The organism is Methylobacterium sp. D54C, assembly GCF_053345595.1.
In genome coordinates, this window is record NZ_JBKFAK010000022.1 from 21,981 (window position 1) to 47,537 (window position 25,557).

Sequence of the window (25,557 nt, forward strand, 5' to 3'; positions counted from 1 at the left end):
GGATCGAACGCGCGGGCGGGCCGCCACACGGGAGGATCGTATGAGTTACCGCGCCCCGGTCCCCGAGATGCTCTTCACGCTGCGGCACGTGGCCGGGCTCGACGCGGTCGATCCCGACGACGCCGAGGCGATCCTGACCGAGGCCGGGCGGATCGCCGCCGGCGTGATCGCGCCGCTCAACCGGGTCGGCGACCGGCACGGCACCCCGTTCGCGGACGGGCGGGTCACCACGCCGCCGGGCTGGCGCGAGGCCTACCGCACCTTCACGGAGGGCGGCTGGAACGGACTCTCGGCCGAGGCCGACCACGGCGGCCAGGGCCTGCCGAAGCTGATCGAGGCCGCCTGCACCGAGATGTGGAACGGCGCCAACCTCGCCTTCGGCCTCTGCCCGCTCCTGACCCAGGGCGGCATCGAGGCGCTCGCGGCCCACGGCTCGGACGACTTGAAGGCGCGCTACCTCGAGAAGCTGGTCTCGGGCGCGTGGCCCGCCACCATGAACCTGACCGAGCCGCAGGCGGGCTCCGACCTCGCCCTGCTGCGCACCCGGGCCGTGCCGGCGGGCGACGGCACCTACCGGATCACCGGCAACAAGATCTACATCACCTACGGCGAGCACGACCTCGCCGACAACATCGTCCACCTCGTCCTGGCCCGGCTGCCCGACGCGCCCGCCGGCACGCGCGGCATCTCCCTGTTCCTGGTGCCGAAGGTGCTGCCGGACGGCACCCGCAACGACCTGCGCTGCTCCGGCATCGAGCACAAGCTCGGCATCCACGCCTCGCCGACCTGTTCGATGGCGTTCGGCGACGGCGGCGGCGCTACCGGTTGGCTGATCGGCCAGGAGAACAAGGGTCTGGCCTGCATGTTCACGATGATGAACGCGGCACGGCTCAATGTCGGCCTGCAGGGCGTCGGAATCGCCGAGGCCGCGACCCAGCGGGCGCTCGCCTACGCGCAGGAGCGCCGCCAGGGCAAGGCGGTGGGCGCCGCCGAGGCGACCAGCCCGATCGCTGCCCATCCGGACGTGCAGCGCATGCTGCTCACCATGAAGGCCTCGACGGCTGCCGCCCGCGCCATCTGCTACCTCACCGCCGCGGCCCTCGACGCGTCGAAGGGGCCGGAGGGGCAGGCGGCCCTGGACCGCGCCTCGCTGCTGACCCCGGTCGCGAAGGCGTTCGCGACGGACCTCGCCAACGAGGTGACCTCGCTCGGCGTGCAGGTCCACGGCGGCATGGGCTTCGTGGAGGAGACCGGGGCGGCGCAGCTCATGCGCGACGCCCGCATCCTCGGCATCTACGAGGGGACCAACGGCATCCAGGCCATCGACCTCACCGCCCGCAAGCTGCCGCTGAACGGCGGGGGCACCGCGCGGTCGCAGATCGCCTGGATGCGCCGGGCCGCGGAGGGGCTGCTCAAGGCCGGCGACACCGCCTTCGGCCACATGGCGGCGCGGCTGCGCGACGGGATCGTCAGCCTCGACCGGGCGACGAGCCACCAGCTCGCCGCGCTGAGCTCGAACCGCCCCGAGGCGGCGCTCGCCGGCGCGACGCCGTACCTGCGCCTGTTCGGCCTGACGCTGGGCGCCGCCTGCCTCGCCCGGGGCGCGCTCGCCGCGAGCGCCGCCCGGAAGGCCGGCGAGACGGACCCGGCGCACGCGGCCCGCATCGCGCTCGCCCGGTTCTACGCCGAGAACCTCCTGGTAGCCGCCTCCGGCCTGGAGCAGGCGGTGGTCGAGGGCGGCGCCTTCACGGACGACGCCGCCCTGGCGCTGGCGGTTTGAGGAGCGGATCATGGCCGAACCCGTCACGATCGCCGACCTCGCGGGCGGCGTCCGCCTGATCACCCTGAACCGTCCGGAGAAGAAGAACGCCCTCACGGGCGCCATGTACGACGCGATGCGCGCGGGCCTGGTGGAGGCCGACGCGTCGGACGCGGTCGGCGCCGTGGTCTTCGCCGGGCAGCCCGGCATGTTCAGCGCCGGCAACGATCTCGCCGACTTCATGGGACATGCCGGTGATGGATTCAGTTCCTCGCCGGCGCTGGCCTTCATCCGCCAACTCGCCCGGACCCGCACCCCGATGGTGGCGGCGGTCGACGGGATCGCGGTCGGCATCGGCGCGACGCTCTGCCTGCACTGCGACCTCGTCTACGCGAGCCCGGCGGCGCGCCTGCGCATGCCCTTCGTCGAGCTCGGCCTCGTGCCGGAGGCGGCGTCGAGCTACCTGCTGCCCCTGCGGGTCGGTCGGCTCCGGGCGACCGAGCTGCTGCTCCTGTCCCGGCCGCTGGAGGCCGACGAGGCGCAGGCCCTGGGCCTCGTCAACGCGGTGCTGCCCGCCGACATGCTGGTCGAGCAGGCCATCGCGCAGGCCGCGCGCCTCGCCGCCCTGCCGCGCGGGGCGCTGACGGCGTCCCGGGCGCTGATCCGGGGCGACCAGGCGCAGGTCGAGGCGGCCCTGGAGGCTGAGGCGAAAGCCTTCGACGCGCAGCTGCGCTCGCCCGAATCCCAGGAGCGGCTCGCCGCCTTCCTGTCGCGGTCGAAGCCCGCCGCCTCGGCGTGAGCCCGCCCGACCTCTCCCAGAAGATCTGCCTCGTCGCGGGCGCGTCGCGGGGCGTCGGCCGGGGTCTCGCCCGGGCGCTGGGCGAGGCGGGGGCCACGGTGATCGTCACGGCTCGCTCCAGCGAGACCGGCCCGCGCACCGAGATGCGCGCCGAGGCGATCGAGGACACGGCCCGCGCGGTCGACGCCGCCGGCGGCCGCGGTCACCACTACCTCTGCGATCACCACTCCGAGCGCGCCACCGACGCGCTGGTCCACTGGGCTCTGCGCCGGTTCGGGCGGATCGACGTCGCGGCCTGCAGCGTGTGGAGCGGCAACGAGGGCTACGACGGCGAGCGTTACCCGGACGGTGCCGGCTGGGGCACGCCGTTCTGGCGCCGCTCGGCGGAGCCGTACATCGGCCTCCTCGAAGCCGGGCCGCTGCCGGCCCTGCTGCTCGCCCGGGCGGTCGCCCCCGCCATGGTGGCGGCGCGGGCCGGGCTGCTGGCGCTCGTCTCCTTCGGGACCGAGGATTACCTCGGCGACGTGTTCTACGATTCCGCCAAGGCCGCGACCAACCGGCTGACCCTGGCCTTCGCCCGGGAACTCGCGCCCCACGGCGTCACCGCCCTCGGGCTCTCGCCGGGCTCCGTCGCCACCGAGCGGGCGCGCGACCTCGGCCAGGAGCAGCACGCCACCGAGAGCCCGCTCTACGCCGGCCGGGCGCTCGCGGCGCTCGCCGCCGACCCCGGCATCGCCGCCCGGGCGGGCGCCGTGCTGCATGCCGGCGACCTCGCGCGCGTGTACGGCTTCACCGACGCCGACGGGACGCGGCCGGAGCGGTTCCGCGTCGGGCCGTGACAGTTTTGGCGGGACCTGTCGCCCGAATGGCGCAGCCCCGCGGCAAACGGGCCGGATCCGCCCCGGGACCCGTCGGCGGGGTTGATTCGCGCGGCCCGGACGCGCGTCCTGTCGGGATCGGCGGCTCCGATTGCTGCGGGAGCGAAAAACGGCCTTAATTCGCCCGCAGGTCAGCAGAGCGATCCTGTGCCCGCCCCGATCTCCGGTCGGGCCGGGACCGTGCGTGTGAACGAGGGAAACTGGCATGTCGGAAGCGAACACGGCCCCGCGCGTGCTGATGGTGTTCCCGAAGTTCTACGAAAACTCGATGTGGAACTTCAAAGAGGCCATGGAGCTGCAGGGCGCCCGCGCGCCCGCGCCGCCGCTGGGCCTCATCACGCTGGCCGCGATGCTGCCGCCGGCCTGGCAGGTGACGCTCATCAACCGCAACTGCGAGGAGCTGACGGACGCGCAGATCCAGGCGGCCGACCTCGTGATGACCGGCGGCATGCTGCCCCAGGAGCCGGACTGCCTCGTGGTCATCGACCGCTGCGTGGCGCTCGGAACCCCGGTCTGCGTCGGCGGCCCGGCCCCGACCTCGACGCCGGAGGTCTACGACAAGGCCGACTTCCTGGTGCTGGGCGAGGCCGAGGGCATCCTCGACACGTTCGTGGCCGCCTGGGAGGCCGGCGAGCGCCGCGGCCGGCTCACGGCCGAGAAGTTCAAGGCCGACGTCACCAAGAGCCCGATCCCGCGCTTCGACCTGCTGACCTTCAGCCACTACCTCTACATCGGCGTCCAGTTCTCGCGCGGCTGCCCGTTCACCTGCGAGTTCTGCGACATCATCGAGCTCTACGGCCGCGCCCCGCGGACCAAGACCACTCCGCAGATGCTGGCCGAGCTCGACCGGCTCTACGGCCTCGGCTACCGCGGCCATGTCGACTTCGTCGACGACAACCTGATCGGCAACAAGAAGGCGATCAAGCTGTTCCTGCCGCACCTGATCCAGTGGCAGGAGGCGCACGGCTACCCGTTCAAGTTCTCCACCGAGGCCTCGCTCAACCTCGCGGACGACGACGAGCTGCTCGGGATGATGCGGGACGCGAACTTCTTCGCCCTGTTCACCGGGATCGAGACGCCCGACGAGGCGACGCTGATCCAGACGCAGAAGAAGCAGAACACCAAGCGGTCCATCGCCGACAGCGTGCACAAGCTCTACGAGCACGGCATGTTCGTCACGGCCGGCTTCATCGTCGGCTTCGACACCGAGAAGGACAGCATCAGCAAGGCGATGTCGCTGTGCATCAGCCAGACCGGCATCCCGATCGCCATGGTCGGCCTGCTCTTCGCGCTGCCGAACACGCAGCTCTCGCGCCGCCTGCGCAAGGAGGGCCGCCTCTACGAGAACTACGCGGCGACCACCGCCGACCAGGGCGACCAGTGCACGCAGGGCATCAACTTCGTGACCCTGCGGCCGCAGCGCGACGTGCTGGCCGACTACCGCGACGTCCTCCAGGAGATCTACGACCCGCCGAACTTCTTCGACCGGGTCCGGGTGGTCGCCCGGCGGGTGAAGCGGCCGAAATTCGCCGCCCAGAAGCTCAACTGGGGCCACATCGCCCACGATCTCTACTCGCTGCTGCGGGTGTGCTGGCGGATGACCGTGCGGCGTCCGGAGCTCGCCAAGCACTTCTGGAGCGTGTTCCTGGAGACCGCCCGCCGCAACCCGGCCGCCCTGGAGGCCGTGGTCACCAACATGGTGATCTACCTCCACGTCTACCCGTTCTCGCGCTACGTCATCCGCGAGATCAACGGCCGGATCGCCGACCTCGATGCCGGCCGCTGGGTGCAGCCGCCGGTCCTGGCGCCCGAGGCGGAGACCTGCAAGGCGCCGCCGGTCGGCAAGGTGGTAGCCAAGGCCGAGGTCAAGCACCTCGCCGCGGTGGCCTGAGGGATCCGCGGCCGCCGCGCTTGCGGGCTCGGCCGATCATCGCTAGCTGACCCGCCGCGAGGCCACGTCCTCCCCCCGCCGCGCGGGGCACAAGTCCGGGACGGCCCGGCCCTTTCGGGAGGGCCGCCGTGTCCTGGATCTATCTCGTCACCGCGGGCGTGCTGGAGGTCGTCTGGGCCTTCGCGATGAAGCAGTCGGAGGGCTTCACGCGCCTCTGGCCGACCGCCATCATGGCGTTGGCGATGGCCGGCAGCGTCGGCTTCCTGGCGCTGGCCATGCGCACGCTGCCCCTGGGCACCGCCTACACGATCTGGACCGGAATCGGCGCGGTCGGCGCCTTCCTGGTCGGCATCGCCGTGCTCGGGGAGCAGGCGAGTGCCAGCCGGATCCTCGCGGCCGGCCTGATCGGCTCCGGGCTCGTCCTGATGAAGCTGTCGAGCCCCGGCTGAGCCTGAGGCCGAGCCTCAGGCCGCGCGCACGGTGTGCAGGAAGGCGTCGATCTCCCGGCGCAGCTCGGCGGCCTCCTCCGAGAGGCTCGACGCGGAGGCCAGCATCCGCGTGGCGGCCGTACCCGTGTCGTCGGCCGCCCGCGCCACCGCGTCGATCGTCCCGGTGACCGCGCCGGTCCCGGACGCCGCCTCGGCCACGTTCCGGGCGATCTCCCGGGTCGCCGCGCCCTGCTGCTCGACGGCGGCTGCGATCGAGGTCGCCACCCCGTCGATCTCGCGGATGCGCGCCGTGATCCCGTCGATCGCGTCCACGGTCTGCCCGGTCGCGCCCTGGATACGGCCGACCTGACCGGCGATCTCTTCGGTGGCCCGGGCGGTCTGGGCGGCGAGCTGCTTCACCTCGCTGGCGACCACCGCGAAGCCGCGCCCCGCATCGCCGGCGCGGGCCGCCTCGATCGTGGCGTTCAGCGCCAGCAGGTTCGTCTGGCCGGCGATGTCGGTGATGAGGCGCACGACGTCGCCGATCCGGCCCGCGGCGGTGCTCAGTTCCTGCACGAGGCCGGCCGTGTCGCCGGCCTGGACCACCGCGCTCCGGGCGAGTTCGGCGGACCCGTCGACCTGGCGGCCGATCTCCTGCACCGAGGCGCCGAGTTCCTCCGCGGCCGCCGCGACCGTGCCGACATGCTGGGCGGCCTCCTGGGCGGCGCCCGCCACCGTGGCCGAGCGCTCCGCGGTGTGCGTGGCCGTGCCGCTCATCGCCTCGGCGTCGGCCCGCATGCCGAGGGCGGCGTCCGCCACTCGGGCCAGCACGCCGCCGACCGCGGCCTCGAAGGACTCGGCCATGGCGTGGACCGCGCGCCGGCGCTGCGCCTCGGCGCCGTCCCGCGCCAGGGCGGTCTCCTGCTCCAGGGCACGGGTGTGGATCAGGTTGTCCTTGAAGACCTGCACGGCCGCCGCCATCGCGCCGATCTCGTCGCGGCGCCCCGTATGCGGGACCGGCACGGTCTCGTCGCCCTCGGCGAGGCGGCCCATCGCGCCGGTCATGCGCTCGATGGGGCGCGCGATCCCGAACAGGGCGAACAGCATCGCGGCCGCCGCGACCGCGAGGCCGACCACGGTGGCGATCAGCGCGATCAGCTTGGCCCGCGTCGCCGCCTGCACGGTCTGGGTGACGTTGGCCTCGGTCTGGCCCCGCGCCGCCGCGATCGACTCGGTCAGGCTGGCCACCGCGGCGTCGTTCTGCGCCCCCGTCGCGGGATCCAGCACGAGTGCGAGGGCGCCCGGCTGGTCGCCCGCGATCATCAGCTCGACCACCTGCAGCTGGATGTTCTGGTAGGCGTTCCACGCGTTGGTGAAGCGCTCGTAGATCGCCCGGGCCTGCGGGCTCGTCAGGCGGTCCTGATAGGCTTGCCGGAGGCCGGACAACTCGCCGAGGGCGTCGGTCAGCGCTGTCTGGTTCCTGTCCAGGGCCGCCGCGTCGGGCGAGGCCACCGCGAGCCGGTAGAGCCGCAGGCGCGCGTCCCGCACGGCCGTCCCGATGGCCTCGGCCTGGTTCTGCGCGGGCAGGGCCTGCTGCGAGATCGCCGCGGCGTTCCGCTCGATCTCCGACAGGCTCACGACGCTGGCGATCCCCTGGCCCACGGCGGCGAGGGCGAGCAGGCCGATGGCACCGGCGAGGATCGTCTTGAGGGAGAAGCGCATGGGAGGTTCCGTCTACGCGGCCGCGCCGCGCCTTCAGGCCCCGCCATGCTCCCGTAGAGGTCTTAAGATTCTGTCGGCTCTATACCGGCGTTTGTTGTCAGAGCCACTTCTTCCACCGGAAGAAGAAGTAGGGAAATACCGCCGCCACGACCATCATGATCAGCGCCATCGGGTATCCGAAGGCGAAATCTAGTTCCGGTATGGACTTAAAATTCATGCCGTAGATCGACGCGATCAGGGTCGGCGGCATGAAGACGACCGCCATGACCGAGAACAGCTTGATGATGTTGTTCTGCTCCAGGTTGACGAGCCCCAAGGTCGCGTCGAGCAGGAACTGGATCTTCGTCGACAGGAAGGTGGCGTGCTCCTCGAGGGATTGAAGATCCCGTAGGGTCGAGCGCACGTCCTCGCGCAGGTCGCGCGGGGCCTTGTTGGTCCGGTAGGTCGCCGACAGCGAGAGCAGGATCCGCTCCATGGAGACGAGGCTCTCCCGCTGCTTGGAGATGAGATCGCCGTGCCGGCCCAGCGCCCGCAGCGTGTCCTGCAGCGCGGTGTTGCGGGCGGAGGGGTCCTCCTGCACTTCGAAGATCTTGCCCGACAGGCGGTCGATGCGCTCGCCCTGGAGCTGCAGCACGTCGGCGGCGCGGTCGATCACCGCCTCGATCAGCCCGGCCAGGATCGATTCGCCCGAGGGGGTCGAGGCGCCGCCGTTGCCCATCGAGCGCCCGGCGCGCTGCGTGTACATGCGGAAGGCCTGCGGCTCCTCGTGGCGCACCGTCACCAGACGGTTGCCGCGCAGGATGAAAGTGATGCCGGCCAGCCCCGGCTCCTCGGCGTCGCTGACCTTCGAGAGCACCCGGCCGGTCATGTAGCGGGCGCCGTCCTCGACGTAGAGCAGCTCCGAGGGCTCGATGTCCTTCATCTCTTCGCGGGTCGGCACCTCGATGCCCGCGAACGACTCGACCTTCAGTTCCTCCTCGCGGCTCGGGCGGATCAGATCGAGCCAGACCGTGTCCTCGGGGATCGTGTCCTGGAGATCGATGACGCGGCGCTCAAGCAGCGTGGCTCCGGCGCCGACGGCGGGCTGGTGGATGAAGATCACGTACGGGTCTCGGATGCGGATCGGTCACGGGACAGCGCGGGGCCGCAGCCCGCATCCGGCACCGCGACGGTCGATGCAAGCTGTGCCGCGGATGTGGCGCTGTTTTCTGACGCTTCCGTGACATCGCGGCCCGCCCCGTCAGAACAGCTCGATGTCGGGCGCTACCGGGTCGAGGGCTTGGTCGACGACGTGGTCGAGGGCCTGGGCGTCGACGCGGCGCTGGATCTGGGTGACGTAGCGCGCCCGCGCGGTCTCGAGGATCGCCGCCGGCGCGATCGCCCGCCCCGGCCCGGTGCCGATCAGCCGCCGGCGCAGGCCGTCGAGGCAGAGCTGCAGCGCCGCGTTGGCGGCGTCGACCGCCTCGATCTGCTGGCGGACGACGTCCTGGAACTGAACTTGGCCGAAGACCGACAGCACCTCGTCGCCCACCGCCGCATTCTGCGCCTTGACCTCGGCGAGGTCCGTCCGCGCCATCCCGAGGAGGACCCGGGTGGTCGTCTCGGCGATCCCGCCGAGTTCGGCCATCAGCGCGCGGAGGCGCTCCTGCTCGGTGCGGGTCGCGTCGTCCCCGCGATCGGCGATCAGCACCCGGCTGATCGTCTGCTGCGCGTCCGCCACCTGCACGCGCGCCTCGGCCATCGCGGTCTGGGAGGTCTGCGCGAGATCCTGGAGCTCCCGGGCGATGACCCGGAAGCCGGCTCCGTGGGCCCCGGCGCGGGCCGCCTCGATGTTGGCGTTGAGCGCCAGCATCCGGGTCGCCGCCCCGACCTTCTCGAGGCTGAGGATCAGGGCATCGAGCCCGCGCATCTGCCCGACGGCCACTTCGACGGTGCCGCGTTCCTCGCGGGTCTCGTTCAGGCGCCGGTCGAGATAGGCGCCGAGGGCCGCCGCCAGGGATTGCAGCGCGGCGTCGCTCTGCTCGGCGAAGCCGACGATGCGGTCGTGCGCGCCGCCGATGCAGGCGGCGCTGCGCGCCTGGGCGGCGTCGAGCCTCTGCAGCGAGGCGAGGATCGCGGCGGCGGCCGCCTCGGTCTGCGCGACGATGCTGCGCAGCTGCTCGCCCGTCACGGCGAAATAGGGGTCGAGGTCGCCGAGATCCCGGGCCACGGCCTCGGCGCAGGCCGCTCCGTGCGCCGGGGCGGCCGCCGGTTCGGCCCGAAGCGTGACCGCCATCGGCGGGGCATCCGGCTCGACCGCGCGGCAGGACGGTTGCAGCCCGCGGGTCACGAGGCCCCCGCAGAGCGCGGCGGCGGCCGCGAAGAGGAGCTGCGCCGGCTGCGCGATCCCCAGGATCAGCGGCACGGCCCCGACCGCGCCGCCGGCCGCGGCACTGAGCAGGAGCGTCCGCAGCTCGGTCTTCGCGGAGGGACGGGCAGCAATCTGCATCGCGGGAACGGTCATTCGGTCGGAAGCGGTGGCGCGGGGCCGGGCGAGGCCGAGGCCCGCGGAGCGGGCTTCAGCGGAGAGGGGTCGCCCGGATCAGGCGGCGCGGCGCTGAATCGCGGGGGCGACCTGTGTCAGGACCTGCAGCAGCTTGTCGGCCTGGACCGGCTTCACCAGCCAGCCGGTCGCCCCCGCCTGGCGCGCGCCGTCGCGCTTCTCCTGCTGCGATTCCGTCGTGAGAACGAGCATCGGCGTGAAGCGGGTCGGCGCGAGCTTCCGCAACTCCTGGATCAACTGGACGCCGTCCATGCCGGGCATGTGGAAGTCCGTGATCACGAGGGCCGGCCTCAGGCCTGCCTTGACCTTCGCGAGTGCCGTCTCGGCATCGGCGGCCTGTTCGGTTTCATATCCCGAACTGCGAAGTATTCCTGACATGCTCGAAAGAATGGTCGGTGAGTCGTCCACCAGTAATATCGTATTCATTTCTCGCTCTGAACTCCATGTCTGTGCGAACGGCTAAGTTTTAATCGTTCCAATCTGCCCGGCAATGCATTTTTCCATGACGTGGTCGCATAACAGCTCGAAGTCCTGCACCGCCCGCGCACGGGGATTCACGTACCGAACCGGCCGTCCGCATCCGAAGGCCTCCGCCAGAGCGATGTCCGTGCGGATCCCAGCCAGGAGGCGCTCCCGGCCGAACCGGCTCGCGAGCTGCTCGAGGGCCTCCCGCTGCATCGTGATCCGGAGATCCACCTGCACCGGCACGATCGAGAGGCCGCGCAGACCGGGATTGAGGCTCGTCGCCACCCGGAAGAACGCGCGCGCGAACTGCCCGACGCCGTCCACCGCGAGGTGGCTGAGCTGCGTCGGAACCAGGACGTGGTGCGCGCTCGCCAGGGCGCTGATCAGCAGGGCGTCGGCCGTCGGTGCGGTGTCGATCAGGATCACCGCGTAATCCGTCGCCAGGGGCTTCAGCGCCGCCGCGAGACCGAGGGGCGCGACGGCGCCGTCGGGGCCCGAGAAGCCGCGATCGGCCGGCAGCACGTCCACGTTCGGCACGGCGGTGCGCCGCACGGCGCGCCCGAGATCCGTCACCCCGGTGCCGCGGAACAGGTCGTGCACCGTCGGCTCGCCGGGCCTCGCCCGCACGCCGAAGCCGAGGCCGGCATGGCCCTGGCTGTCGAGGTCGACGAGCAGCACCCGCCGGCCGCGCTCCGCGAGCGCCGCGGCCAGATTCACGGCCGTCGTGGTCTTGGCGGTGCCGCCCTTGCGGTTCGCCACGGCGAGGATGCGCCCGGTCCCCGGCTCGGTCATCCGCGCTCGGCCTCCGCGGCGCCTTCCGCGGCGGCCTCGGGCAGCGCGGCCAGGCAGGCCGCCGGCACGGCTCCGGCCGGCCGGCCGCGGAGGGCGGGTGCCGCGACCATCAGCACCTGGAGCACCGCCGTGTGGAGCCACGCCGCGCCGGTGAGGTCGACGACGGCCTCCGGGGTGGCGCGCAGGATATCGAGCAGCGGCTCGGCATCCTCGACCGGGCAGTGGCCCGAGAGCCGGATGCGGGCGCCCCTGTGTTCGAGGGCCATCAGAGCAGATCCGACAGGTTGAGGACGAGGAGAACCCTTCCGTCGCCGAGGAGCGCCGTCCCGGAGAAGCCCGCGAGGCCGGCGAGGAGACCGTCGAGGGGCCGCACGATGACCTCCATGCGCTCGCGGAAGCCGTCGACCACGATGCCGACCCGCTCGCGTCCGACACGGGCGACCATGACGGCCTCCTCCTCCGGCGGCGCGTCCGAGGCCGCCGGGAGGCCCAGGCTGTCGGCGAGCCGGATCAGGGGGATCATCGCGTCCCGCAGGACGAAGGTCTCGCGCTGCTTGATCCGGTGGATCTGGTCCCGCGGAACCTTCACGGTCTCGGCCACCGCGTCCATGGCGACCCCGTATTGCTGGCCCCGCGCCACCACGGTGACGATGCGGGTCACCGCCATGGTCAGGGGCAGCTGCACGGTCACGCAGGTGCCCGCGCCCGGCTTGCTCGCGAGCCAGACGTCGCCGCCCGCCCTGCGCACCGCGCTGCGCACGACGTCCATCCCGACGCCCCGCCCCGAGAGGTCCGAGACCTGATCCCGCGTCGAGAAGCCGGGCGCGAAGACGAGGTTGACGAGATCCTCCGCGGTCATCTGGGCGGCCTGATCCGGGCCGATCAGGCCGCTGCGCAGCGCCTTCTCGCGGACCGCCTCCGGGTCGATGCCGCGGCCGTCATCGGCCACCTCGATGATGACGTTGTCGTTCTCCTGCCGCGCCGCGAGCCGCAGGGTGCCGCGCGCCGGCTTCCCGGCGGCGATCCGGATCGCGGGGGTCTCGATCCCGTGATCGAGGGCGTTGCGGACCATGTGGATCAGCGGGTCGGCGAGGCTCTCCAGCACGTTCTTGTCGGCCTCGGTCTCCTCGCCCAGGATCACCAGCTCGACCTCCTTGCCGAGCTTGCGCGTGATGTCGCGGACGAGCCGGGGGAAGCGCTGGAAAACCTGGCTCACCGGCATCATGCGGATCGCCATGACGCCGACCTGCAAGCTCTGGGCGATCCGGTCGATGACCGCGTACTGCTCCTTGATCTCCCGACCGAGCTGGCGCGAGCCGCTGACCTGCTCGACGCGTCCGGCGAGATAGGCGAGCCCGTTCTTGGCGACCGTCAGCTCGGCCGCGAAGTTCATCAGGGCGTCGACCTTGCCCTGCTCGACCCGCAGCATGCGCGCCGGACCCTTGGCGTCAGGGCCGGATCCCTCCGGGGCATCGCGCGGCTCGGTCGCCGGCGGCGGGGCCGCGGTGGGCCGCGGCGCGGGCTCTCCGGAGGGTGTCGGCATCGGCGGTGCGGCGGCCGCGCCGCTCGCCACGCCGCGGAGGACGGCGCCGAGGGTCTCGGTGGCGCCCGCGCGCGCTCGGCCCAGGGCTGCTTCCAGGGCGGCGGCCCGGCCGGGCACCAGATGCGGCAGGCAGCGCCGCACCACCGTGCGCACGGACTCGAACCGGCCCTCCGCGACGGCCGGGTCCGTCGGCACGGCCAGCATCTCGGCCTGCGCGGCGAGGATCGCCTCTGCCTGCTGGCGCAGGGCGAGGTCCGGGGCGGCCGCCTCTGCGGGCGGCCGATCGGTCGGCGGCGAACCCGAGGCCGGCCGCGGGCCGCCGAGGTCGGCGGCGAGGCGGCGGAGCGTCTCGGTCTCCGCCGTGGCGGCCAGCGCCGCGATCCAGCGCAGGGCGCAGGCCTGCCGGGTCCCGGCACCGACGATCCCCAGCAGGGCGTCGGCGGCGGCGGCGAGGTCCGCCCGGGCGTCCTCGGCGAGGAGCGTCCCGGCCCGCGCGGCGAAGTCGCCGAACACCTCGGCCTCATCCTCCGTCCCGGTCAGGACGATCAGGTCGTCCGGCCGGATCGCGCCGACCCGGACCTGATCGGCGACGTAGCGCAGATGGTCGGCGACCGCCTCGGCGTCGGCGACGCACAGAACCTCGAAGCGGAGCCAGCTCAGCACCGGGTCGCAGGTCTCCGGCGACGGGGTTGCGGCGCGCGGCCGTACCCGCAGCGCGACGAGGCCCGGGGCCTGCGCCACAAGATGGGCCGGGTCGTCGCCGCGGAAGAAGCAGGTCTCGTCGGGCTCGTAGTGCCACGCGGTCAGGGGGGCGCCCGCTGCCGCGGCGCGCCTCCAGGCGGCCTGCCGGTCCGCCTCGGGGAGGTCGGCGAGCCAGTCCGGCGGCCCGTAATCGGCCCGCGCGACGGTGGCTTCGATCGCCGCGGGGAGCCACGCCCGCAGGGCCGTCACCCGGCCCGCCATCACGGCGTCGGCGTCGTCCGGCAGGACCGCGCGGCTCTCCAAGACGTCGATCCAGTGGCCGACCAGATCGAGGCTGTCGAGGAGCCCGTCCACGATGGCGGGTTCCAGGACGAGCGTGCCGGCCCGGACCTCGACCAGAAGGTCCTCGGCCGCGTGGACCAGATGGGTCAGCGGCGCGATCTCGAACAGGCCGGACGTGCCCTTGAGGGTGTGCACCGCCCGGAAGACGTCGTCGAGGGATTCGGCGCCCGGCGACTTCTCCAGGGCCAGCATGCCGCTCCCCGCGCGCTCCAGGAGCTCGCGGGCCTCGGGGATGAACTGGGCGAGCAGGGCGTTGGTCACGGTGCGGCTCCGGCCATCACGGTGGCGACCGCGACGAGGGCGTCCGGGCGCACCGGCTTGACGAGGTAGAGGTTGGCGCCCGCCGCGAAGGCCCGCGCGCGGTCGGCGCCGGCGCTCTCCGTGGAGATCATCACGGCCGGCACCGCCTGGAGCTCCGGCATGGTCCGGCCCTGCCGCAGGAAGGCGTAGCCGTCCATCTTGGGCATGTTCACGTCGACGAGGACGAGGTCGAAGCCCTCGGCGACGGCCTTCTCCAGGCCCTCGTAGCCGTTCACGGCCTCCTCGACCGCGAAGCCGGCCTCTTCCAGCACGTCGCGGTAGTACAGGCGCACCGTGGTGGCGTCGTCGACGACGAGGATCCTGGCCATGTCAGGCCTCCGCGCTCAGGGGCTTCTGGTAGACGATCGCCTCCGCGAACTTCCGGAGGTCGAACAGCGCGGAGATCCGGCTCATCGACTCGGAATGGCCGAGGCAGACGAAGCCGCCGGGATCGAGCGCCTCGTAGAGCGTCTGGGCGGCGCCGCGGCGGGACGCGTCGTCGAAGTAGATCAGCAGGTTGCGGCAGAACACGACGTCGAAGCCGCGGAACTGCCGGGTCGAGAGCGGGTCCGAGAGGTTGACCTGTGCGAAGGCGATCGAGTCGCGGATGTCCGGGATCACCTCGTGGGCGCCCTGCACCCGCCGGGTGTAGCGCTCCAGGGTCGCCCGGGGGACGTGCTGGACCGCGCGGTCGCCGTAGAGGCCGCGCTTGGCTTGGTCGAGCACGGCGGTGTCGATGTCCGAGGCGACGATCTCGATGTCGTACCGGTCGACCTCCGGCCACGTGTCGAGGAGCTGGAAGGCGATCGAGTAGGGCTCCTCGCCGGTCGAGCAGGGCACCGACCAGATCCGCACCGGCTCGCCCGGCCGCTTGCGCCGGGTGACCTCCGGGAGGATCGACCGGACGAGGCAGCGGAACTGGTACTCCTCGCGGTAGAAGTAGGTCTCGTTGACGGTCATCAGGTTGACGAGCGTCTGGAACTCCTGGCCGCTGGCCTGGAATCGCAGGGTGTTGAAGTAGTCGCGGAAGACCGGCAGCGCGCTCGCGAGCATCCGCTCCTGCAGGCGCTTGTCGACGAAGTAGCGCTTGTTGTCGGCGAACATGATGCCGGTCTTGCGGTAGAAGAAGTCGCGGAAGCGGACGAAGTCGGCATCGGTGACGACGGGCGTCGGCGGCGGGAACGGTGCGGTCATGCCGGCCGCCGGTCAGGTGATGCGGCGGCAGGCGGCCCTGGCCGCGAAGCGCAGGAACGGCGCGTCGGGGAAGCGGGCGGCGGCGGCCTCGATCTCCGGCACCATCTCGGGCGTGCCGATCTCGGCGAGCACGTCGAGGGCGGCGGCGCAGACGTTGACGTGCCCGTCCTCGGCCAGGACCCGGCGGGCGTAGGTCGCGGCCGCCGGGTGGCGCAGGGAGACCAGCACGTTCACCGCGAAGATCCGGCGGTCGCTGTCGGGATCGGTGAGGGCCCGCTCAAGGGCGCCGAGCACCGCCGCGTCCATCTCCTGCAGCGTCTCGATCGCGGCGTTGCGCAGCCAGACGTCCTCCGAGCCCAGCAGGCCGAACAGGCGCTCGGCCGCCGCCGGGGTGCCGATGCGACCGAGGGCGCCGAGGATCGCCTCGCCGACGCTCCGGTCCGCCTCGCGGGCGAGGCGGTCGGCCAGCAGGCCGGCGGCGTCGGGATCGGCGGCCAGGCGATGGGCCGCGTCGCGGCGCCCGGCGGCCGTCGGGCCCTCCAGGGCGATCCGGGGATCCTCCGGGGCTTCCGCCGGCGCGGGGAGGGCGGGGTGCTTGCGGACCAGGGCCATGGCAGTCTCGGTGTCGATCTCAGGAGAGCCAGCCGACGAGCTGCGCCGGGATGGAGCGGGCGGGCAGCGTCAGGGTCGCGCCGCCGAGGCGGATCAGCTCGGCCGGCATGCCGAACACGACGGCGCTCGACTCGGCCTCCGCGATGGTGCGGCCGCCGGCAGCCCGCAGGGCCGCCAGGGCGGCGGCGCCGTCGTCGCCCATGCCGGTGAGTTCGACGCCGATCAGGGCCTCGGGCAGCAGGTGATCCCGGGCGCTGCGGACGAGGCGGTCGACGCTGGGGTGCCAGCGCAGGGCCGGGTCGCTCGGGACGGTGGCGACCGCGAGCCGGCCGAGCCGGCGCTCGATCACCACGTCGGCGTCGCCCCGGCCGATGTAGACGCGGCCCGCCGCGAGGGGGACCGGGGCGGTCACCTCCACCACCTCCAGGGCGCAGAGGCGGTCCAGGCGCTGGGCGAAGGCCCCCGTGAAGGAGCCCGGCATGTGCTGGGCGATCACGACCGGCCAGGGCAGGTCGGCCGGAAGCTCCGGCAGGATCTCCTCCAGCGTCCGCGGTCCCCCGGTCGACACGCCGATCAGGACGCAGCCCTCGACGCGGGCCGCGGCCCGGGGCGCCGGGCGGCGCTTCGCGATCTCGCCGCGCCCGCGCCGGACCCGGTCGAGGAGGCCGCGGGCGCGGCGGGGCTTGGCCCGGGCCGCGACGCGGACCTTGGCGACCATCTCGTCCCGGACCTCGCCGATGTTGAGGGAGACGGTGCCGCCGGGCTTCTCCACGTAATCGACGGCGCCGAGCTGCATCGCCTCCAGGGTCACGGCGGCGCTCTCGCGGGTCAGCGACGAGACCATGACCACCGGGCGCGGGCGCGCCGCCATGATCTCGCCGAGGCAGGTGAGCCCGTCCATCTCGGGCATGTTGATGTCGAGGGTGACCACGTCGGGCTCGAAGCTGTCGATCTGGTCCAGGGCGTCGCGGCCGTTGCGCGCCGTGCGCACCTCGAACTGGCCTGTCTCCTCGAAAATCAGGCGAAGGTGTTTGCGCATCAGGGCGGAGTCGTCGACGATCAGGAGCTTGGGCATGGCGGGTTGCGTGGCAGGAGCGGCCTCGGACCGGGCCCGGAGACGGCGGCTCAGGCCGCCTGCAGATCCGCGACCTCGTGCCGGCTGAGGAGCCGGTCGACGTTCACCATCAGGATGATCCGCTTGGCGGCGGCGAGGTTGGCGACCCGCTCCACGGCGCTGTCGTCGTCCTGCGCGAGGTCCGGCGCCGGCACGATGGCCGAGCGGGGGATCTTCAGGACCTCCGAGACCGAGTCGACGATGAAGCCGGTCCGCACCCCCGCGATCGCGAAGACCATGATGCGCTGGCGGTCGTTGCGCGCGGCCTCCGGGAGCCGGAAGCGGCGGCGCTGGTCGACCACCGGCAGCACCGCCCCCCGCAGGTTGACGATGCCCTCGATGAAGCCGGGCGTCCGCGGCACGTGGGTGAGCTGCTCGGGGACGCGGACGATCTCGTGCACGGCGTCGATCGGCACGCCGTACTCCTCGTCCGCCAGGCGGAAGACGACGAACTGCTCCTCCTCGTCGGCGCGCGTCGGCGCGGTCGCGGTCTGACGTTCCTGCACGGGGCCCTCCTCTGCGGCTCCGAGGCCGGCGAGGTCGCCGGCGATCCCGGTGGTGGCGAACAGGCGGGCGGCCGACAGGATCGAGACCAGCCGCTTGCCGCCGCCGAGCCGGCAGATCGCCTCGACCTCGCGCAGCGCGTCGCCCTGCGCGAGCAGGTCGGGCAGCGGGTCGACCACCGCGCGGGGCACCCGCAGCACCTCCTTCACCGTGTCGGTGACGATGCCGACGGAGCCGGCGGATTCCCGGGAGGCGACCACCACGATCCGGTTCTGCTCTCCCAGGGGCACGCCCGGCAGCCCGAACAGCGCCCGCAGGCTGACCAGGGGCAGCAACCGGTCGCGCAGGTTGATCACACCGATGACGTGGCGCTCGGCCTTCGGCAGCTCGCTGACGCGGTCGGGGACCTGGACGATCTCCTGCACCTGCTCGATCGGCAGGGCGTATTCCTGGCCCGCGAGCTCGAAGGACACGAGCTGGATCTCGTCAGAGAGCTTGGCCTCGCCCTCCGGCCGCACCGAGGCCGCGCCGCCGGCCTCGATCGGCCCGACCGCGTTCCGTCCGCCCGACCCGCCCTCTGCGCCGGCGCGCCCGGACCCGCTGCGCTGCAGCAGGCGCCCGAGATCGATGATCAGCACGATGCCGGCCGGCCGCTTGATCACGCCCGCGAGCAGCTCGGTCGCCGCGGTGGCGGTGAGGCCGTCGGTCCCCTCGATCTCCCCGGGCTCGGCGGTGATCACGCTCGCCATCCGGTCGACCACGAAGCCGGAGGTCCCGCCAGCGCCGCCGCCGTCGCCGGACCCCTGGCCGACCACGACCACCCGGGCGGCGTCGTCGTGGACCCGGTCGGGCAGCTCGAACAGCCGCCGCAGGCTCGCCACCGGCAGGACCGAGCCGCGCAGGTTGGCCAGTCCCACCAGGGCGGGGGGTGCCAGGGGAACGTCGACCATGTCGGGCAGGCGGATGATCTCCTGCACCTCCGCGAGGGGCACCGCGTAGGTTTCGCGGGCGACGTGGAAGGTCACGAACTGGAGCGCGGAGGCGGTCTCCGACCGGCCGGTCGCGGCCGAGGCTGGGGCGTCGTTGGGCATGGCGGGCTCCGGGCTGAGCAGGATTCGGGTGGGGCCGTCCCGGCCGGGCGCGTCTCAGTCCTGGTTCTGGAGTTCGTCGGCCAGCGACGCGACCTCCTCGATGGCGGCGGCGAGTTCCTCCGCGCCGTTCGCCTGCTCGCGGGCGGCCTGCTGCGCCTCGTTCACCGCCTGGCCGCCCTGGCGGGCCGCCGTGGCGATCTGGTCGACGCCGCGCTTCGCCTCCTCGACGTTGCGGATGATCAGGTCGGCGCCCTGGAGGATCTGCCGGTTGCCGTCGAGCACCACGCCCATGTCGTCGGCGGTGGTCTCGAGGTCGCGGGTGATCGCCCGGTTCTTCTCGACCTCGGCGGCGGCCGCCGCGGAGATCGCCTCCAGGTCCCGGCGCACCACCACGATCTGGTCCTGGATCGCCTTCACGAGGTCCTTGATCCGCTCCGCGTTCTCCGAGGAATCCCGGGCGAGGTTGCGGATGTCGGTGGACACCACCATGAAGCCCTTGCCGAACTCGCCGGCCCGGGCCGCCTCGATCGAGCCGTTCACCGCCAGCATGTTGGTCTGGATCGCCACCGTGGTGATCGCGTCGACGATCTTGTCGATCTTCCGGCTCACCTGCTCCAGGGCGTTGATCTGCTCTCGGCTCCGGTCGGTCTCCGCGAGGGCGTTGCCGACGCCCGCGACCAGTCCGTCCACCGCGGCCCGGTTCTCCTGAAGCTGGCTCGTGATCAGGCCGCCCTTCTCCAGGGCGTCGCGGGCGCTGTCCTGGGCGAGGATCGCTCCCTTCTCGATCTGCGCGATCGCGGCCGCCGATTGCTGCGCGGCCGCCGTCTGCTGCTGGGCGCCCCGGTCGATCTGGTCGAGCGCCGTGGTGATCTGCGCGGCGGCCCGGTTGATCTCCTCCACCGCCGAGGACAGCTCCTCGGCCGCCGAGGCGACCTCCTCGGCGCTCTTTCCGACGTCGGTGGCGTTCTTCAGCTCGTCCGCCAGGGTCGCGAGCTCGGTGGCAGCCTGCTCGCTCTCCCCGAGGGCGGTGGTCTGCTGCTCGATGGTCTTGAGCGATTGCTGGCAGGCGGAGGATTGCTCCTCGGCCGCCGCCGCGATCAGCTCGGACCCCTTCTGCGCCTCGACCGCGGCCCTCTCAGACTCGACGGCCACCCGGGCGATGGTCTCGGCGCCGCGCATGATCTCGACCATGGCCTGCCGCACCGCCTCGAGCTGGGCGGTGATCGTCTCGCCCCGCGCGACCTCTTGGCGCGCGCCCTCGGCCGCGCGGTTGATGCCCTCGGCGATGACCTTCACGTCTTCCTGGATCCGGCCGATCAGCGCCTGGATCTCCTGGGCGCTGCGCTCGGAGGTCTCCGCCAGGGTGCGGACCTCGTCGGCGACCACCGCGAAGCCCTTGCCGTGCTGGCCGGCCCGGGCCGCCTCGATGGCGGCGTTCAGGGCCAGGAGGTTGGTCTGGTCGGCGATACGGGCGACGGCGCGGACGATGTCGCCGATATTGGCCGCCTGCCGCTCCAGCTCGACGATCAGCGTGACCGAGGCCGCCTGACGCTCGGCCGCCGTGGCGATCGAGCCGACGCTGAGCCGGATCTGCTGGCTCACGGCGGCGATGAGTCCCTGAAGCGCCTCCGATTTCTGGCGCGAGGTCTCGGCCTCGGTGCGAGCGGTGCCGATCGCCTCCGACACGGTCGTGACGGCGCGCTGCGACTGCTCGGAGGCCCCGGCCGCCTCCTCGGCGCCGGCGGCGATCTGCTCCATCGCCTTGCGCAGCTCCTCGGCCGCCGACGAGGCCTCGGCGACACCGCTGGCGAGCTGGGTTGTCGCCGCCGCGATGCGCTCCGCCGCCTTCTGCTGCTTGGCGAAGGTCCGGGCCTTGCGCCGGCTCTCCTCGTTGAGGCGCCCGAGCTGGCTCAGACTGGCCGGCTCACCCTTCCGGACCTGCGCGTGCGATCCCGACAGGGCGGCTTTCTTCACGAGGGCCATGGCGGCGTTTCCTTCACCTGAAGTCGCGGCTGTACGTCACCGCCCCCAGGCTAGGACCCGCGACACGCAAGTCTTACGAAGCATCAAGTTGCGAATCAATAAACGAGAACACAACTTTTGAGCAATGATCCGCTCGAAGGACCGCCATATCCGTGAATATGAAGATTAATATTTGGATTATATCTACAAAAAGACTGGCTTGAAGATAGGATATTGGATTATGAATATGGATATATTTGCAACCAATATGGAAATATGCGCTGGCAACAATCCTGTTCGCGGGTCGCTGCTGTATCGAGCCGGCGGTTTGGCCAAGCCCCTCGGCGGACCCGCGGGGCCCGCAGGCCGGAGCGAGCGCGATCTGAAGTTCCGCGCCGCCCGAGGTCGCGCCGAATGGAGAGCCGTTTGCGGGGCACGGCCCGGTCGAACATCGCGGCCCGGACAGGCGATGGCCTGAGCGGGAACCCGGCCCGAGCGACCCGGGCCCGATCTCAGTTGCAGCCGTCGCAGATGCTGCCTTCGATCTTGTCGGTCAGAGCGCGCTCGCGCCGCCGCTGCTCCGGGGTCGGCACCTCGCCGGGGCCGAGGGACGTGCCGGGCGGCTTGGTGACGCCCAGGCTGTTGGTGTTCGGCGCCGTGATGGTCGAGGCCGGGCCGCCGCCCGTGCCGGTCTGGTCGGGCGCTCGCGTCTGCGCCGCGAGCGGGGTGATGAGGGCGAGGCTCAGCGCACCGAGCGTCGCGGTACCGAGAAATCCGCGGATCATGGAAAGTCTCCCGTCGCCGGGAGAACGGGAAACGTGGCCGCCGGTTGCGTGGCCTAGCGCCGCCGCGCGGTCTCGCGCCGGAACACCCCGACCATCTCGACATGGCCCGAATGGCGGAACTGGTCGACCGGCGTGACGGTCTCCAGCCGGTACCCGCCGACGACCAGCGTCGCCGCGTCCCGCGCGAAGGTTCCGGCGTCGCAGGCGATGCCGATCACCAGGGGCACGCGGGCGGCGGCAAGCTGGCGGGCCTGCGCCTCCGCGCCGGCCCGGGGCGGGTCGAACACCACCGCGTCGAAGGCGTCGAGTTCGGGGGGCAGCAGGGGCCGGCGGAACAGGTCGCGGCGCTCGCTGCTGATCTTGCGCAGGCCCGCGGCGGCGCGCGCGGCCCGCTCGAGGCCCGCGAGGGCCGCGGCATCGGATTCGACGGCGTGGACCGCGGCCGTCCGGGCGATCGCCAGCGTCAGCGGCCCGCAGCCCGCGAACAGGTCGGCGACGCGCCGGATGCGGGGGCCGAGGGCCGCCAGGGTCAGGTCGCAGAGCGTCGCCTGACCGGCCGCGGTCGCCTGCAGGAATCCGCCGGGGGCCGGGTAGAGGCGCGTCGCCGCGGCGGGGCCGTCCGCCGTGACCGAGACCGGCTCGGCCTCCATCAGGCGCTCGCCGTGCAGGGAGAGCCGAGCGAGGCCGAGTTCGCCGGCGATCCGCACCAGCGCGGCGCCGACGCCGGCGCTGACCGGTCCGTGACCGCGCAGGTCGACGTCCAGGCCCTGGTCGGTGGCCGTCACGGCGACGTCGAGGGGCTTGCGCCCGTGGCCCAGCGGGGCGGCGAGGCGGCGCGCGACTTCCGGGGCCGGGTGGAGCGCCGGCACAGTGATCGGGCAATGGTCGATCGGCACCAGCGCGTGGCTGCGCGCCGCCATCAGCCCGGCCTCGGCCCGGCCGCCGATCTCGCGCACGTGCAGGGTAAGGCGGCGGCGGCCCGCCCCGTGGGCGTCGATCGCCGGACCGGGTGTCACATCGAGGCGCGCCTGGGACAGGGCCTGGGCGACGAGGTCGCGCTTCCAGGCGAGCTCCGCGGGCCGCGCGAGGTGCTGGGTGCGGCAGCCGCCGCAGCGCATGTAGTAGGGGCAGAACGGCTCCACCCGGTCGGGCGAGGCCTGCGCGACGCCGAGCAGCGCGGCGCGTCGCGCCTCGCGGCGGATCTCCGCGCGCTCCCCGGGCAGCGTGTAGGGCACCGGGGTGCCGTCCTCGGCGATCCCGTCGCCGCGGGCGCCGAGCCCCCGGATCGTGACCGTCTCGCTATCTGTTGTCTCACTCACCGCAACCTCGCGCCGATCAGGAACTCGGCGTTGCCGTCGCCGCCCGGCACCGGCGAGTCGATCAGGCCCAGGATCGCCGCGCCGAGCCCCTCCAGGGTCCCGCGGACGGCCGCGCAGACCTCGGCGTGGACCGCCGGATCGCGCACGAGGCCGCCGCGGCCGATCCGGGCTCGGCCGGCCTCGAATTGCGGTTTGATCAGCGCGACGATCGCCGATCCCGGCCTCAACAGGCCCGGGAGGACCGGCAGCACGAGGCGCAGGCCGATGAAGCTCACGTCCACGCTCGCCAGCTCGGGGGGCGGCACGAGGGCGTCCGCGCCGAGGTCGCGGATGTCGGTGCCCTCGCGGTTGGTCACGCGCGGGTCCCCGGCGAGGCGCGGATGGAGCTGCCCCCGGCCCACGTCGAGGGCGTGGACGTGGCGCGCCCCGCGGGCGAGCAGCACGTCGGTGAAGCCGCCCGTCGAGGCGCCGACGTCGAGGGCGACGCGGCCGGCCGGATCGACGCCGAACGCGTCCAGCGCGGCGGCGAGCTTGAGGCCGCCGCGGGACGCGTAGGGATGCTCGGCTTCCGCTTCGACCCGCGCGCCCGGTGCGATCGGGTCCGAGGCGCGCGCGAGCGGGCGCCCGTCGACCCGCACGAGCCCGGCACGGATCGCCGCCTGAGCCCGGGCCCGGCTCTCGAAATGGCCGTGCGCCACGAGGTACAGGTCGGCGCGCCGCGGCGCAGGGTTCTCCGCGGGATCGTCCGCGGGGGACGCGCGGTCCGGGCTGGTCCGGTCTCGGGTCATCGGGGCTTCGTGCGGTTCCGGCAGGTCTGCGGCGGAGGTTTCGGGCCGCCGCCCTGTCGAAGGCCGGCGCGCTCCCTAACTAGACCGGGCCGGAAAGGAGAGCCACCGCATGACCCGCACCCTGCCGCTGCTCGTATTGCTCGGGACCGCCGCCGCCGGCGGTGCCCTGGCACAGGAGCCTCCCAAGGAGGCGGCCAAACCGGCAGAGACCTACACGGCGCCGATCAAGAACGCGAAGGGCGACCCGATCGGCACGCTGGCGATCCGCGACGGGGCGAATGCCCTGGTCCTGCGCGTGACGATCCAGCCCGGCGGCCTGCCGCCCGGCTGGCACGGGATGCATTTCCACGCCGTGGGCGACTGCTCGGACCCGAAGTTCATGAACTCCAAGGCGCACGTGAACCACGACCAGAGCAAGCACGGGCTGCTCAACGCGGAGGGCCCCGACGAGGGCGACCTGCCGAACCTCTACGCGGCGCAGGACGGCTCGGCCAATGCCGAGGTCTCCAGCGAGACGCCGCTGAACGGCGAGGGCGGCCTGAAGGACGGGGACGGCGCGGCGCTGATCATCCACGCCAACGAGGACGACCACAACACCCAGCCGATCGGCGGTGCCGGCGACCGCGTCGCCTGCGGGGTGATCAAGTAGTCGTCGCGGACGGGGACGGCACGGCCGGCGGGATCTGCCGCGGCCGACCGTCCTCGTCGATGGCCACGAAGGTGAAGGTGGCCTGCGTGACCCGCTCGCGGACCTGGGTGCAGAACCGCCGTGCCCAGGCCTCGACCTCGATCTTCATCGAGGTCCGGCCGACATGCGACACCCGGGTGTAGACGCACAGCACGTCGCCGACCCGGACCGGCCGGATGAAGGTCATCGATTCCAGCGCCACGGTGACCACCCGGCCCTGCGCCCGGTCGACGCCCGCGATGCCGCCGGCCTGGTCCATCTGCGACAGCACCCAGCCGCCGAAGATGTCGCCGTTGGCGTTGGTGTCGGCCGGCATGGCGATGGTGCGCACCGTGAGATCGCCCTTGGGCAGATCGACCTCAGCGGGCGGCGCGCCTCCGGCCGGTGAGAGTGCGACGTGCTGCATGCCGTCCATCCGCCCCCCGCACGCCGTCAGGACATCACGCCGGCGAGCTTGAGCCCCGCCGCCAGCAGAACGGCGACCGCGCTCAGGATGCATTCGAGCGGGATGGATTGCCAGAGGTCCGGCGTCGCCGCCGCGGGCTCGGCGCGTTGCGCAATATCGTTCATCGGGCTTCCTCTCGGGCGCGCCGATCTGCCGTCGGCGGTCCCGTTCCTGGCACGATAAAGCAAGGCTCGCGGTCGCGCACCCCGAATCGGGGTGTGAAAGAGCCCGGCGGCTCGCTGGAGCCGCCGGGCCGGTCAGGTCGGAGAGCCGATCAGTAGTAGAACCGACGGCGCCAGTAGGGACGACGGTAGTAGGGCCGCGGGCCGTAGTAGAACCGGCGGCCGTAGTACGGGCGGCGCCAGTAGGGCCGCGGGCCGTAGAACCGGCGACGGTAGTAGTACTGGGCCTTCTCGGCCACCGCCGGCGCGGCTTCGGCGGGCAGAGCCAGCCCCGGGCCGATGGGCGCGGCGGACGCGCCCTGCGGCGCCGCGGCCGCGAAGCCCAGCGCCAGCAGGGCCGCGAGCAGGAATTTCCTCAGCACGGTCTCGACTCCCTTTGTGTCATTCGTCCTGGTCGACGAACCGCGCAGGGCGACGGGCTCCGCTCGGTCCGAACCGCTGCAACGCGTGGGCGAGCGGAAGCGTTGCAGCTTAACCGCTGCGACGTTTCGGACAGGGTTGATCGCAGGTTGAGACGCGCGGGGTCAGGCGATCTTCGTCGTCATGTCCTCGATGCGCGCCTCGGCGCTCTGACGCACCAGCGCGATGCCGTGCTCGCAATCCTCGCGGCGGACATAGCCTTCGCCCGAATCGGCGATCACCTCGCCGTTGCGCGCCCGCAGGCGCCAGCGCCACTCGCCCTTGGCGTCCCGGTAGAGTTCGAACCGCAT

26 protein-coding genes are annotated in these 25,557 nt (G+C 72.7%); 6 read left to right on the forward strand and 20 right to left on the reverse strand.

Annotation, left to right across the window (positions count from 1 at the left end; all coding sequences use genetic code 11):
• Positions 1–40 precede the first annotated feature (40 nt).
• The 5 genes from ACLBYB_RS26590 to ACLBYB_RS26610 all read left to right on the forward strand — a co-directional run bounded on the left by ACLBYB_RS26590 (position 41) and on the right by ACLBYB_RS26610 (position 5,776).
• A complete protein-coding gene (locus ACLBYB_RS26590) occupies positions 41–1,780 on the forward strand; it encodes an acyl-CoA dehydrogenase (protein WP_447700580.1) in 1,740 nt (579 codons plus the stop codon).
• 10 nt (positions 1,781–1,790) lie between these two features.
• Entirely contained in the window at positions 1,791–2,558 is a 768-nt protein-coding gene (locus tag ACLBYB_RS26595; RefSeq protein ID WP_447700581.1) for an enoyl-CoA hydratase-related protein, read from the forward strand.
• Positions 2,555–3,397: an SDR family NAD(P)-dependent oxidoreductase gene (locus tag ACLBYB_RS26600; protein ID WP_447700582.1), complete on the forward strand. Its 843-nt coding sequence runs from the start codon at positions 2,555–2,557 to the stop codon at positions 3,395–3,397. Before ACLBYB_RS26595 ends, ACLBYB_RS26600 begins: the two co-directional genes overlap by 4 nt.
• A gap of 244 nt (positions 3,398–3,641) precedes the next feature.
• The gene (locus ACLBYB_RS26605) at positions 3,642–5,327 is read left to right on the forward strand and encodes a B12-binding domain-containing radical SAM protein (protein ID WP_447700583.1); all 1,686 of its coding nucleotides are present in this window, start codon (positions 3,642–3,644) and stop codon (positions 5,325–5,327) included.
• Positions 5,328–5,455: 128 nt separating this feature from the next.
• On the forward strand, positions 5,456–5,776 hold the full coding sequence (locus tag ACLBYB_RS26610) for a DMT family transporter (RefSeq protein ID WP_447700584.1): 321 nt from the start codon (positions 5,456–5,458) through the stop codon (positions 5,774–5,776).
• 15 nt (positions 5,777–5,791) lie between these two features.
• On the opposite strand, the gene ACLBYB_RS26615 is transcribed toward ACLBYB_RS26610, so the two are convergent.
• The 16 genes from ACLBYB_RS26615 to ACLBYB_RS26690 form a co-directional block, all read right to left on the reverse strand.
• Positions 5,792–7,477 carry a methyl-accepting chemotaxis protein gene (locus ACLBYB_RS26615; protein WP_447700585.1) on the reverse strand — a complete coding sequence of 562 codons (1,686 nt, stop codon included), beginning with the start codon at positions 7,475–7,477 and terminating at the stop codon, positions 5,792–5,794.
• A 97-nt stretch (positions 7,478–7,574) separates the two neighbouring features.
• Positions 7,575–8,579, reverse strand: a complete 1,005-nt coding sequence (locus ACLBYB_RS26620; protein ID WP_012320756.1) for a magnesium transporter CorA family protein — start codon at positions 8,577–8,579, stop codon at positions 7,575–7,577.
• Positions 8,580–8,717: 138 nt separating this feature from the next.
• Positions 8,718–9,965 (reverse strand): methyl-accepting chemotaxis protein, encoded by a 1,248-nt coding sequence (locus tag ACLBYB_RS26625; protein WP_447700586.1) that lies wholly within the window; start codon positions 9,963–9,965, stop codon positions 8,718–8,720.
• A 93-nt stretch (positions 9,966–10,058) separates the two neighbouring features.
• Positions 10,059–10,427, reverse strand: a complete 369-nt coding sequence (locus tag ACLBYB_RS26630; RefSeq protein ID WP_447700587.1) for a response regulator — start codon at positions 10,425–10,427, stop codon at positions 10,059–10,061.
• Positions 10,428–10,478: 51 nt separating this feature from the next.
• Positions 10,479–11,276, reverse strand: a complete 798-nt coding sequence (locus ACLBYB_RS26635) for a ParA family protein (protein WP_447700588.1) — start codon at positions 11,274–11,276, stop codon at positions 10,479–10,481.
• A complete protein-coding gene (locus ACLBYB_RS26640; protein WP_447683365.1) occupies positions 11,273–11,542 on the reverse strand; it encodes a hypothetical protein in 270 nt (89 codons plus the stop codon). Before ACLBYB_RS26640 ends, ACLBYB_RS26635 begins: the two co-directional genes overlap by 4 nt.
• A complete protein-coding gene (locus ACLBYB_RS26645) occupies positions 11,542–14,124 on the reverse strand; it encodes a chemotaxis protein CheW (RefSeq protein ID WP_447700589.1) in 2,583 nt (860 codons plus the stop codon). The genes ACLBYB_RS26640 and ACLBYB_RS26645 overlap by 1 nt, the downstream gene beginning before the upstream one ends.
• A complete protein-coding gene (locus ACLBYB_RS26650; RefSeq protein WP_091683012.1) occupies positions 14,121–14,492 on the reverse strand; it encodes a response regulator transcription factor in 372 nt (123 codons plus the stop codon). Before ACLBYB_RS26650 ends, ACLBYB_RS26645 begins: the two co-directional genes overlap by 4 nt.
• A 1-nt stretch (position 14,493) precedes the next feature.
• A complete protein-coding gene (locus ACLBYB_RS26655; RefSeq protein ID WP_447700590.1) occupies positions 14,494–15,357 on the reverse strand; it encodes a CheR family methyltransferase in 864 nt (287 codons plus the stop codon).
• A gap of 12 nt (positions 15,358–15,369) precedes the next feature.
• The gene (locus ACLBYB_RS26660) at positions 15,370–15,969 is read right to left on the reverse strand and encodes a HEAT repeat domain-containing protein (protein WP_447700591.1); all 600 of its coding nucleotides are present in this window, start codon (positions 15,967–15,969) and stop codon (positions 15,370–15,372) included.
• A gap of 19 nt (positions 15,970–15,988) precedes the next feature.
• Positions 15,989–17,044 (reverse strand): chemotaxis-specific protein-glutamate methyltransferase CheB, encoded by a 1,056-nt coding sequence (gene cheB / locus ACLBYB_RS26665; RefSeq protein ID WP_447683361.1) that lies wholly within the window; start codon positions 17,042–17,044, stop codon positions 15,989–15,991.
• A gap of 50 nt (positions 17,045–17,094) precedes the next feature.
• On the reverse strand, positions 17,095–18,678 hold the full coding sequence (locus ACLBYB_RS26670) for a chemotaxis protein CheW (protein WP_447700592.1): 1,584 nt from the start codon (positions 18,676–18,678) through the stop codon (positions 17,095–17,097).
• Between the two features lie 54 nt (positions 18,679–18,732).
• Complete coding sequence (locus tag ACLBYB_RS26675) at positions 18,733–20,661, reverse strand: methyl-accepting chemotaxis protein (RefSeq protein ID WP_447683359.1); 1,929 nt, start codon at positions 20,659–20,661, stop codon at positions 18,733–18,735.
• A 491-nt stretch (positions 20,662–21,152) separates the two neighbouring features.
• Positions 21,153–21,425, reverse strand: a complete 273-nt coding sequence (locus tag ACLBYB_RS26680; protein ID WP_100253168.1) for a hypothetical protein — start codon at positions 21,423–21,425, stop codon at positions 21,153–21,155.
• A gap of 53 nt (positions 21,426–21,478) precedes the next feature.
• Positions 21,479–22,744, reverse strand: a complete 1,266-nt coding sequence (locus ACLBYB_RS26685) for a class I SAM-dependent RNA methyltransferase (RefSeq protein ID WP_447700593.1) — start codon at positions 22,742–22,744, stop codon at positions 21,479–21,481.
• Positions 22,741–23,532 (reverse strand): TlyA family RNA methyltransferase, encoded by a 792-nt coding sequence (locus ACLBYB_RS26690; protein ID WP_447700594.1) that lies wholly within the window; start codon positions 23,530–23,532, stop codon positions 22,741–22,743. The genes ACLBYB_RS26685 and ACLBYB_RS26690 overlap by 4 nt, the downstream gene beginning before the upstream one ends.
• 109 nt (positions 23,533–23,641) lie before the next feature.
• Between ACLBYB_RS26690 and ACLBYB_RS26695 the strand changes: the two genes are divergently transcribed.
• Positions 23,642–24,181: a superoxide dismutase family protein gene (locus ACLBYB_RS26695; protein ID WP_056526253.1), complete on the forward strand. Its 540-nt coding sequence runs from the start codon at positions 23,642–23,644 to the stop codon at positions 24,179–24,181.
• Here ACLBYB_RS26695 and ACLBYB_RS26700 read toward each other — a convergent pair.
• From ACLBYB_RS26700 to ACLBYB_RS26715, 4 genes are all read right to left on the reverse strand, one after another.
• A complete protein-coding gene (locus tag ACLBYB_RS26700; RefSeq protein WP_020095626.1) occupies positions 24,174–24,626 on the reverse strand; it encodes an acyl-CoA thioesterase in 453 nt (150 codons plus the stop codon). The genes ACLBYB_RS26695 and ACLBYB_RS26700 overlap by 8 nt on opposite strands.
• A 26-nt stretch (positions 24,627–24,652) precedes the next feature.
• On the reverse strand, positions 24,653–24,790 hold the full coding sequence (locus tag ACLBYB_RS26705; protein WP_165923092.1) for a hypothetical protein: 138 nt from the start codon (positions 24,788–24,790) through the stop codon (positions 24,653–24,655).
• A gap of 149 nt (positions 24,791–24,939) precedes the next feature.
• Positions 24,940–25,209: a hypothetical protein gene (locus tag ACLBYB_RS26710; RefSeq protein ID WP_331293994.1), complete on the reverse strand. Its 270-nt coding sequence runs from the start codon at positions 25,207–25,209 to the stop codon at positions 24,940–24,942.
• Between the two features lie 162 nt (positions 25,210–25,371).
• Positions 25,372–25,557 carry a YegP family protein gene (locus ACLBYB_RS26715; protein WP_026605317.1) on the reverse strand — a complete coding sequence of 62 codons (186 nt, stop codon included), beginning with the start codon at positions 25,555–25,557 and terminating at the stop codon, positions 25,372–25,374.